Source organism: Cupriavidus sp. 05T313 (assembly GCF_056396665.1).
The window spans coordinates 40536-49840 of sequence record NZ_JBFTLX010000021.1 but is presented as its reverse complement, the minus strand read 5'-3'; the positions used below and the strand labels follow the sequence as shown (position 1 = coordinate 49840).

10 protein-coding genes and 1 pseudogene are annotated in these 9305 nt (G+C 64.9%); 10 read left to right on the top strand and 1 reads right to left on the bottom strand.

Annotated elements, in window-relative coordinates; translation table 11 throughout:
- The 9 genes and pseudogenes from AC1DKD_RS07855 to AC1DKD_RS07815 form a co-directional block, all read left to right on the top strand.
- Window positions 1–405: pseudogene (locus tag AC1DKD_RS07855) on the top strand (phosphatase); the annotation flags it as partial.
- Between the two features lie 111 nt (window positions 406–516).
- Complete coding sequence (locus AC1DKD_RS07850) at window positions 517–1140, top strand: L-threonylcarbamoyladenylate synthase (RefSeq protein ID WP_276289521.1); 624 nt, start codon at window positions 517–519, stop codon at window positions 1138–1140.
- A 77-nt stretch (window positions 1141–1217) separates the two neighbouring features.
- Complete coding sequence (locus AC1DKD_RS07845; RefSeq protein WP_441630060.1) at window positions 1218–1883, top strand: site-2 protease family protein; 666 nt, start codon at window positions 1218–1220, stop codon at window positions 1881–1883.
- Window positions 1884–1958: 75 nt separating this feature from the next.
- A complete protein-coding gene (locus AC1DKD_RS07840; RefSeq protein ID WP_477143163.1) occupies window positions 1959–3161 on the top strand; it encodes a tryptophan--tRNA ligase in 1203 nt (400 codons plus the stop codon).
- A gap of 14 nt (window positions 3162–3175) precedes the next feature.
- Window positions 3176–3757 carry a class I SAM-dependent methyltransferase gene (locus AC1DKD_RS07835; RefSeq protein ID WP_441630063.1) on the top strand — a complete coding sequence of 194 codons (582 nt, stop codon included), beginning with the start codon at window positions 3176–3178 and terminating at the stop codon, window positions 3755–3757.
- A 150-nt stretch (window positions 3758–3907) separates the two neighbouring features.
- Complete coding sequence (gene dapA, locus AC1DKD_RS07830; RefSeq protein WP_045238036.1) at window positions 3908–4792, top strand: 4-hydroxy-tetrahydrodipicolinate synthase; 885 nt, start codon at window positions 3908–3910, stop codon at window positions 4790–4792.
- Between the two features lie 46 nt (window positions 4793–4838).
- Complete coding sequence (gene bamC / locus AC1DKD_RS07825; RefSeq protein WP_441630065.1) at window positions 4839–6056, top strand: outer membrane protein assembly factor BamC; 1218 nt, start codon at window positions 4839–4841, stop codon at window positions 6054–6056.
- A 79-nt stretch (window positions 6057–6135) separates the two neighbouring features.
- A complete protein-coding gene (locus tag AC1DKD_RS07820) occupies window positions 6136–6924 on the top strand; it encodes an MBL fold metallo-hydrolase (RefSeq protein ID WP_477111062.1) in 789 nt (262 codons plus the stop codon).
- Window positions 6925–6982: 58 nt separating this feature from the next.
- On the top strand, window positions 6983–7342 hold the full coding sequence (locus tag AC1DKD_RS07815; protein WP_441630068.1) for a hypothetical protein: 360 nt from the start codon (window positions 6983–6985) through the stop codon (window positions 7340–7342).
- Between the two features lie 144 nt (window positions 7343–7486).
- Here the strand turns inward: AC1DKD_RS07815 and AC1DKD_RS07810 are convergent, their stop codons facing one another.
- Window positions 7487–8695 carry a ribosomal protein uL16 3-hydroxylase gene (locus tag AC1DKD_RS07810; protein WP_477143162.1) on the bottom strand — a complete coding sequence of 403 codons (1209 nt, stop codon included), beginning with the start codon at window positions 8693–8695 and terminating at the stop codon, window positions 7487–7489.
- Between the two features lie 11 nt (window positions 8696–8706).
- On the opposite strand from AC1DKD_RS07810, the gene AC1DKD_RS07805 reads away from it, so the two are divergent.
- Complete coding sequence (locus AC1DKD_RS07805) at window positions 8707–9240, top strand: FKBP-type peptidyl-prolyl cis-trans isomerase (protein ID WP_477143161.1); 534 nt, start codon at window positions 8707–8709, stop codon at window positions 9238–9240.
- Window positions 9241–9305 lie beyond the last annotated feature (65 nt).

The following is a 9305-nucleotide window of genomic DNA, read 5'->3' as shown; positions in this document are numbered from 1 at the left end:
GAGCAGGGGCGGTGCAAGACCATCGGCGACGTGTTCAGCGATTACCTCGGCGAAGGCTGTCCGGGTTTTGTGGGGCACCGCTGGGCCAGGCTGGCCGATGCCGTGGGATGGATCCAGGCGGCAGGCGGCATTCCGGTGATGGCCCACCCGGGGCGCTACAACTACACGCAACTGCAGCATGATGCGCTGTTCGACGAGTTCAAGCAGCTCGGCGGGGCCGCGGTCGAGGTGGTCACTGGCAGCCATACGCCGGACCAGTACCGCCGCTACGTCGATGTCGCGCATCACTACGGCCTGCTGGCTTCCCGCGGCTCGGATTTCCATGGGCCGGGCGAAGGCCGGATCGAGCTGGGCTCGCTGCCGCCGCTGCCGTCCTCGGTCACGCCGGTCTGGCATGACTGGTAAGCCGCGCCGGCCCGTACCATGCGCCCCATTCGCTTCTCCCCATCGCAGAGCTGGCCCGGAGTGCGCGCGGTATTCGCCCCAGGCCCGCGACCGTTTTCCCCTGGCCCGCCTATGTCCCAATATTTTGAAATCCATCCGCTCAACCCGCAAGCCCGCCTGATCAAGCAGGCCGCGCAGATCATCGGGCAGGGCGGGCTGATTGCCTTGCCAACCGACTCCAGCTACGCGCTGGCCTGCCGGCTGGACGACAAGGCTGCGGTGGAGCGGCTGCGCCGCCTGCGCGGGATCGACGACAAACACCACCTGACGCTGATGTGCAGCGACTTGTCCGAACTGGGCAACTTCGCGCGCGTGGACAACCGGCAGTACCGCTGGCTCAAGGGCGCCACGCCCGGCCCCTATGTGTTTATCCTGGAAGCCACCAAGGAAGTGCCGCGCCGGCTCTCGCATCCCGCCCGCAAGACCATCGGCGTGCGCGTGCCCGAGCATGCCATCCCGCTGGCGCTGCTGGCCGAAGTGGGCGAACCACTGATCTCGGCCACCCTGCAACTGCCAGGCGACGAGGCCCCGCTCAATGAGCCGGAGGTGATTCGTGCCCGGCTGGAAAAGCTCCTGGAGCTGGTGATCTGCGGCGGCGCCGCACCGGCGCAGCCGACCACCGTGATCGACCTTACGGGCGGGGAGCCTGAACTGGTACGGCAGGGACGAGGCGACATCGAGCGTTTCGGCCTTTGATCCCGACTTGCCCTCGCCGCGCGGCGCCGCTTTGGCGGCGGGCGCACTTTCCCGCGTCCCCGGTACAATAGCGCCCCATGGATTCCTCCCTGATTCAGACCATTGCGGTCTATGCCCTGCCGGTCCTGTTCGCCATCACGTTGCACGAGGCCGCGCACGGCTATGTGGCCAAACTGTTCGGCGATAACACTGCCTATGCGATGGGCCGCGTCAGCATTAACCCGGCGCGCCATATCGATCCCATCGGTACCATCGCGGTGCCGCTGCTGCTCTATTTCATGACGAGCGGCCAATTTGTGTTCGGCTACGCCAAGCCGGTGCCGGTCGCCTTTGACCGCCTGCGCAACCCGCGCTGGCACGGCATGTGGGTGGCCCTGGCGGGTCCGGGCAGCAACGTGCTGCAGGCCTTCCTGTGGGCGCTGGTGGCGATCGGGCTGGTGCTGGGGCAGGTGCAGGAGCCGTTCTTCAGCCAGATGGCGCGGGCCGGCGTGCTGGTCAATCTGGTGATGGCGGCCTTCAACCTGTTCCCCGTGCCTCCGCTGGACGGCGGCCGCGTGCTGACCGCGCTGTTGCCGCGGCGGATTGCCCATGCCGTGTCGCGCATCGAGCCCTACGGCATCTTCGTGGTGCTGGCGCTGGTAGCCGCGGGCGTGATCACCAAGGTGTGGATGCAGCCGGTGATGGGGGCCCTGAGCGGGCTGGTGCAGCTGATGCTGCAGCCTGTCCTGGCACTGGTGCAGTAAGCCGGGCGGGCATCCGCGCCGGCGGCAAAACCGGATACGAGTACCAGTACCGATTCCCCATAAAAACAGACAGACATGTTCCCCGATCGCGTTCTTTCCGGCATGCGGCCCACCGGCGCGCTGCACCTGGGCCACTATCATGGCGTACTGAAAAACTGGGTCCAGCTGCAAGCCGAGTACCCCTGCTTTTTCTTTGTGGCAGACTGGCATGCGCTTACCACGCACTACGAGTCGCCCGAAGTGATTGGCGAATCGGCGTGGGAGATGCTGGTCGACTGGCTCGCCGCCGGGGTCGATCCCGAACGCGCCACGCTGTTTATCCAGAGCCGCGTGCCCGAGCATGCCGAGCTGTTCCTGCTGCTGTCGATGGGCACGCCGCTGGGCTGGCTGGAGCGGGTGCCAACCTACAAGGACCAGATCGAGAAGCTCAAGGAGAAGGATCTCTCCACCTACGGTTTCCTTGGCTATCCGCTGCTGCAGGCCGCCGATATCCTGATCTATCGCGCCGGCCGCGTGCCGGTGGGCGAAGACCAGGTGCCGCATGTGGAGATCACGCGCGAGATCGCGCGCCGCTTCAACTATCTCTATGGCCGCCAGCCGGGCTTCGAGGAGCGGGCGCAGGAAGCCGCCAGGAAGCTGGGCGGCAAGCGCGCCAAGGCCTTTCTCGAGCTGCGCCGTRCCTATCATGAACAAGGCAAGGAAGAGGCTCTGGCAGAAGGCGGCGCGCTGGTGGCCCAGTCCCAGAGCCTGTCCGCCGAGGATCGCGAATTGCTGCTGGGCTATCTGGGCGGTTCGCGCAAGACCATCCTGGTCGAGCCGCAGGCGCTGCTGACCGCGGCTTCGCGGATGCCGGGGCTGGACGGCCAGAAGATGTCGAAGTCCTACGGCAACACCATCCGCATGCGCGAGGACAAGGCTTCGGTGGAAAAAAAGGTGCGTACCATGCCGACCGATCCGGCCCGTGTGCGTCGCACCGATGCCGGCGAGCCGGCGCGTTGCCCGGTGTGGCAACTGCACCAGGTCTACTCGGATGTGCCCACGCGCGAGTGGGTGGAGCAGGGTTGCCGCAGCGCCGGCATCGGCTGTATCGAATGCAAGCAACCGGTGATCGAGGGCATCCTGCGCGAGCAGCAGCCCATGCTGGAACGGGCGCAAAAGTACATGGACGACCCCGCGCTGCTGCGTGATATCGTCGCGCACGGCTGCGACAAGGCCAGCCAGCTGGCGCGCGAGACCATGCGGGACGTGCGCTCGGCCATGGGCCTGGGGTACCGGTGAGCACGGCGGCGGGAGTGGCTTCACACGCGCCACTGGGCGTGCCGTCGCCGTGGGTGACGCGCTGGGCGCACCTGGTGCGCCCGGGCGGCCGGGTGCTCGACCTGGCCTGCGGCAGTGGTCGCCATGCCGTGTGGTTCGCCAACCGGGGTCATGCCGTGCTCGGCGTCGACCGCGATCCGGCCGTGCTGGCGGCGCTGGCCGCTTCCACGGGTGGAGTCGCCACCCGCATGGCCGACCTGGAGCAGGGCACCTGGCCGCTGGCCGATGCGGCGCCCTTTGACGCGATCGTGGTGACCAACTATCTGCACCGGCCGCTATGGCCCCATCTGCTCGATGCCCTGGCGCCGGGCGGCGTGCTGCTCTACGAAACCTTTGCCGCCGGCAACGAAACCGTGGGCAAGCCTTCCAACCCGGATTTCCTGCTGCGGCCGGGTGAATTGCTGGAGGCCGTGCGCGGCACGTTGCGCGTGGTCGGCTTCGAAGATGGTATCCTGCAAGTGCCTAAAACTGCCTTCGTGCAGCGGCTTTGCGCAGTCAGGGAGGATGGTGGAAATACGGGGGGCAATGCGCCGCCCCGTTATCCTTTGCCAGGCTGAAGTGCGGCCCGGGCTATTTGCCTGCCAGGTCGGCGAGACCTGGACTTCACGCGTTGAACTGCCTTGGGATTTGCCCGGTCGAAGGTGCGGTCGGAAGGCCTGAGGTATCCGGTACAATCGCGGTATTCGTTTCTCGAATTCTCAAACGTTATGACACAGATTAACGGCAGCATCGTCGCAATCGTGACGCCGATGCAGGAAGATGGCAGCCTGGATTTCCCGGCGCTGCGCGCCCTGGTCGACTGGCACGTCGCCGAGGGCACCGATGGCATTGTGATCGTCGGCACCACCGGCGAATCGCCCACGGTGAACGTGGATGAGCATTGCGAACTGATCCGCGTCGCCGTGGAGCAGGCCGACAAGCGCATCCCGATCATTGCAGGCACCGGCGGCAACTCGACCAAGGAAGCGATCGAGCTGACCGCGTTCGCCAAGCAGGTCGGCGCCGACGCGTCGCTGCAGGTCGTGCCCTACTACAACAAGCCGACGCAGGAAGGCATGTACCGCCATTTCCGCACCATCGCGGAAGCCGTGGACTTGCCTGTGGTGCTGTACAACGTGCCCGGCCGCACCGTGGCCGACATGCAGCATGACACCATCCTGCGCCTGGCGCAGGTGCCGGGCATCATCGGCGTGAAGGAAGCGACGGGCAATATCGACCGCGCCGCGCAACTGATCAAGGATGCGCCGGAAGGCTTCGCCATCTACAGTGGCGACGACCCCACCGCGATTGCCCTGATGCTGCTGGGTGGCCATGGCAATATTTCCGTCACGGCCAACGTGGCGCCGCGCAAGATGCATGAATTGTGCGTGGCAGCCCTGAAGGGCGATGCGATTACCGCGCGTCGCATCCATATGGAACTGGTTGAGCTGAACAAGGCGATGTTCGTCGAAGCCAACCCGATTCCCGTCAAGTGGGCGCTCCAGCAAATGGGCAGAATGCAGGGCGGTATCCGCCTCCCGCTCACGCCGCTGTCACCGGATTACCACGACGTGGTGCGCAAGGCGCTGTCGAATGCCGGCTTGCTCGGCTGATCGCACCGTGTTTTGCCGTCATCCCATCAACTAGGATTGCGTGTCAATGAAACTCAAGCTTAACCGCCACGGCGCAACGCAAGTTAGCCGTGCCGCCTTGGTCTTGCCCGTGCTGGTGGCGAGCGCGATGACCGGTTGCAGCAGCATCAACGATGCCATGGCGCCCGACAAGATCGACTACAAGTCCGCCGCCAAGCGCACTTCCACGCTGGACGTGCCCCCGGATCTGACCAAGATCGAAGGCGATCGCCGCTATTCGGTGCCGGACCAGAACGGCACCTCGACGCTCTCGACGTATAACCAGTCGAACAAGGTGGCGCAGCAGCAGTCAGGTACCGAAAACGTGCTGCCGTCGACGCAAGGCATCCGCATGGAGCGCGACGGCAACCAGCGCTGGCTGGTGATCAGCAATGGCATGCCGGCCGACAAGCTGTGGCAGTCCCTGCGTGAATTCTGGCAGGAGAGCGGTTTCCTGCTGGTGCAGGACTCGCCGGAGACCGGCATCATGGAAACCGACTGGGCCGAGAACCGCGCGAAGATCCCGCAGGATTTCATCCGCAATACCATCGGCAAGGTTTTCGATGGGCTGTACTCGACTTCCGAGCGCGACAAGTTCCGCACCCGCCTGGAGCGCGCGCAGAACGGCAATATGGAGGTCTTCATCAGCCACCGCGGCGCGCAGGAACAGCTGACCGGCATCGACAAGTCGAACACGATCTGGACGGCGCGTCCGTCCGATCCTGAGCTTGAAGCTGAATTCCTCTCGCGCTTCGCGCAGCGTCTGGGCGTGCAAAAAGAGCAGGCTGATCGCATGGCCAAGAGCGGTGCCGCCCCGGCGCCTGCCGCTGCTGCGGCCCCAGCCGCCGCCGCCGGTACCGCCAAGGCATCCAGCGCCAACGCCAACCTGACCCAGGTGAACGGCACCCAGGCGCTGCAGCTGGCCGAACCGTTCGACCGCGCCTGGCGCTCGGTCGGGCTGGCGCTGGACCGCGTCAATTTCACGGTGGAAGACCGTGACCGCGCCCAGGGCCTCTACTATGTGCGCTATGTCGACACGCGCGATACCGTGGACAACCGCGGCTTCTTCTCCAAGCTGTTCACCAAGACCGGCACCGAGGACAGCAAGAAGGCCAAGAAGTACCGCGTGGCGCTGAAGGGCGACGGCACCGGCACGACCGTGACGGTACAGAACGATGCGGGCCAGCCGGAAGGTACCGAAGTCGGCAAGCGCATTCTTACGCTGCTCGACGAGCAACTGCGCTGACCGGAGTGCAGGTCGCGCAAGACTACCCGCGGCGCCCGGCCGCGGGGTGGCCCCGCAAGTTGTCCGGGGAGGCTGGCGCATGATGCGCTTCGCCTTCCTCGGCAGCGGCAGCGAGGGCAATTCCCTGTTGATCGAATCGCAAGAGGGCACCACCACGACCCGGGTGTTGCTCGATTGCGGCTTTGGCATCCGCGAAACCGCGCGGCGGCTGGAGCGGCTCGGCGTCGCGCCGGACCAGCTCGATGCCGTGCTGGTCACCCACGAGCATGGCGATCATGTCGGCTCGGCGTATTCCTTCGCTGCGCGCCACGACGTGCCGGTGCACACGAGTCACGGCACCTGGCTGGCCACCTCGCATATGCGCGGGGCGGACAAGGCCGATGTACGCGTCTGCTGCGCCGACCATCCGCTGGTCGTCGGCGGCATCCACATCCTTCCGTACACGGTACCGCACGATGCGCGCGAGCCGCTGCAGTTCGTGCTGAGCGATGGCGATGCCCGGCTTGGCGTGCTGACCGATGCGGGCATGGAGACGCCCTATGTCACCGCCCGGCTGGCGGGCGTGCATGCGCTGGTGCTGGAGTGCAACCACGATCGCGAAATGTTGCGGAATTCGGCCTACCCGTATTCGCTCAAGCGCCGCATCGGTGGCGATTTCGGGCATCTGGCAAACGAAGTCGCTGCCAACATCCTGGCAAGCGTGGCACACCCGGGGCTGCAGCGCGTGGTCGCGGCGCACCTGAGCCAGCAAAACAATACAAGGGAGCTGGCCACCCAGGCGCTGGCAGCGGTGCTGGGCACATCCGCCGGCGAAATCCTGGTGGCGGACCAGCATGAAGGCCTTGATTGGCAACCGGTCAGGGCCTGAGGCGGGGTGGCGCGGATGGCCGGTCCGTCGTTGTGATGGCGACGCCCCTGGACGAAATATGGACGAAAAAAAGCCGACCCGAAGGTCGGCTTTTTTATCGGTGGAGACCGATTACTGCTTGGCAGCTGCGGCCGAAGCGTCAGCGGCTGCGCCGGAGGCTTCAGCGGCTGCGCCGGAGGCTTCAGCGGCTGCGCCGGTGGCTGCAGCAGCCGAGGTTGCTGCGCTGGAAGCAGCAGCCGTTGCGTCAGCAGCGGCAGCCGATGCTTCGGCAGCCGGTGCCGGAGCAGCGGCTTCTTCCTTCTTGCCGCAGGCGGCGAGAGCAACGGCGGCGAGCAGCGATGCGATCAGGAGAGACTTCTTCATTGTTCGTCCTTTAACTTTAATAACAGAAAAACAGGCGATGAATAATTACCGGTAATTATCGCTCTTGAACTGCAAAATAGAGGCTCTCCCGGGTGCCGACAAATGCAGTGGTACACAGTACTAGCCAGCCGACGATTATATCCGCGTTTTCCCGGCTTGTGTAGCGCTCTCTTTTGCTGTTTTTGCTTGTTACGGATTATTACAGGGCAGATGGTGCAAATTGCAGCCATCCTTCCAGCGTCCAGTGATGAAAAGTCTCCATCAGGTCCGGCAAATCCGCGCAGGCGGCCACTTCCGCGGCGCTCAGGCAGCGGTGGTCCGCCAGCTGCCGCAGCCAGCGCGCCAGCGCGCCGGGCGGTTCGTAGGCTTCCCCATTGATAAAGAAATGGGTGCGGTCATACAGGGCAATTGATCCCGGCGCAAGCACGATGCCGTGCGCCAGGGCGAGTTTGTTGTATTTCTTCAATGTGATTTCGGGTATTTCCGCAAACTCGACGCTCGGCTTGGGTTCGGAGAGATGCGCGCCCAGAAACTCCGAGACCATGCCACCCGACCAACGCAGGGCACTCAGCCGTTCGGTCACGGCACGCACCATCTGGGCCGGCAGTTGGGCTGGATGTGCCGTGGCCGCCTCACCCGGATCGGCATAGCGGCCGCCCAGATCCTCGTTGTCCTCGACCGTTTCCGACAGCCATGCCAGGAAGTGCCCTGCCAGCTCGCGGTAGGCRGGGGCSCGGAAGCCGATCGAGKMGGTCATGCACTCGCCCTCGGCGACGCCGTCGTGGGCATACTGSGGYGGCAGGTAMAGCATRTCGCCSGGYTCCAGCACCCATTCCTCTTCCGGGGTGAAGTCCGACAGGATCTTCAGGGGCAGGTCCGGGACGAGGTCGAGCTTGGCCTGGGACGAGATGCGCCAGCGGCGCCGGCCCGATACTTGCAGCAGGAATACGTCGTAGGAGTCGAAGTGCGGGCCCACGCCGCCGCCATCGGTGGCGTAGCTGATCATCAGATCGTCCAGGCGCGCATCGGGGGCGAAACGGAATTGTCCCAACAAAGCCGCGGCTGCACTATCGTGGAGGTTAACGCCCTGCACGAGCAAGGTCCATTGGCGGGCTTTGCGCGAGGGCAGGTTATCGGCGGCGAAGGGGCCTTGCTCAAGCTTCCAGCGGTTCCGGAAGTGCGATATCAGGCGCGACTCGACGTCGTCGCGGTCGGCTAGTTCGAAAAGCGACTCGCGCGATACCGGCGGCTCGATTCCCGGTACCGCTTGTCGGATCAGCAGGGGTTTGCGTTGCCAGATATCGCGCATGAAAGCGGCCGGCGTCATGCCTCCCAGCAAGGCGAGTGGCGCGTCGGGATCGACGGGGCCGGGGGGCAAGGCCTGCGCGTATAATGCGGAATCGTTCATGGAGTCAAGAATTGAAAATCGCTAAGAACACGGTGGTATCCGTGGTGTACAAGCTGTCGGATGCGCAGGGCAATCTGATCGAGGAGTCGGATGAGCCGATGGTTTACTTGCACGGCGGATATGATGGCACGTTCCCCAAGATCGAGGAAGCGCTGGAAGGCCATGAATCCGGCTTCGAAACCCAGTTGCAGCTCGAGCCCGAGGAAGCCTTCGGCGACTACGACGCCGACATGGTGAAGGTCGAGCCGCGCGACCGTTTCCCCGAGCCGCTGGAAATCGGCATGCAGTTCGAAGGCGTGCCGGAAGACGGCGATGACGAGGACTCGATCATCTACACGGTGACCGACGTCGCGGAAGACAAGGTGGTGCTGGACGGCAACCATCCGCTGGCGGGCATGGCACTGCGTTTCTGGCTGCAGGTGGCCGAAGTGCGCGAAGCTACGGCCGACGAAGTGCAGCACGGCCACGCGCATGGTGCCTCGGGCATCGAAGTCGTGGACGAGGATGAGGACGACGAAGGCGATARCAGCCGCACCCTGCACTGAGTGCGAGGCGCGCGCGAGACCTCGCGGCAGTACCCACGAATAAGCCGGCCTTGCCGGCTTTTTTG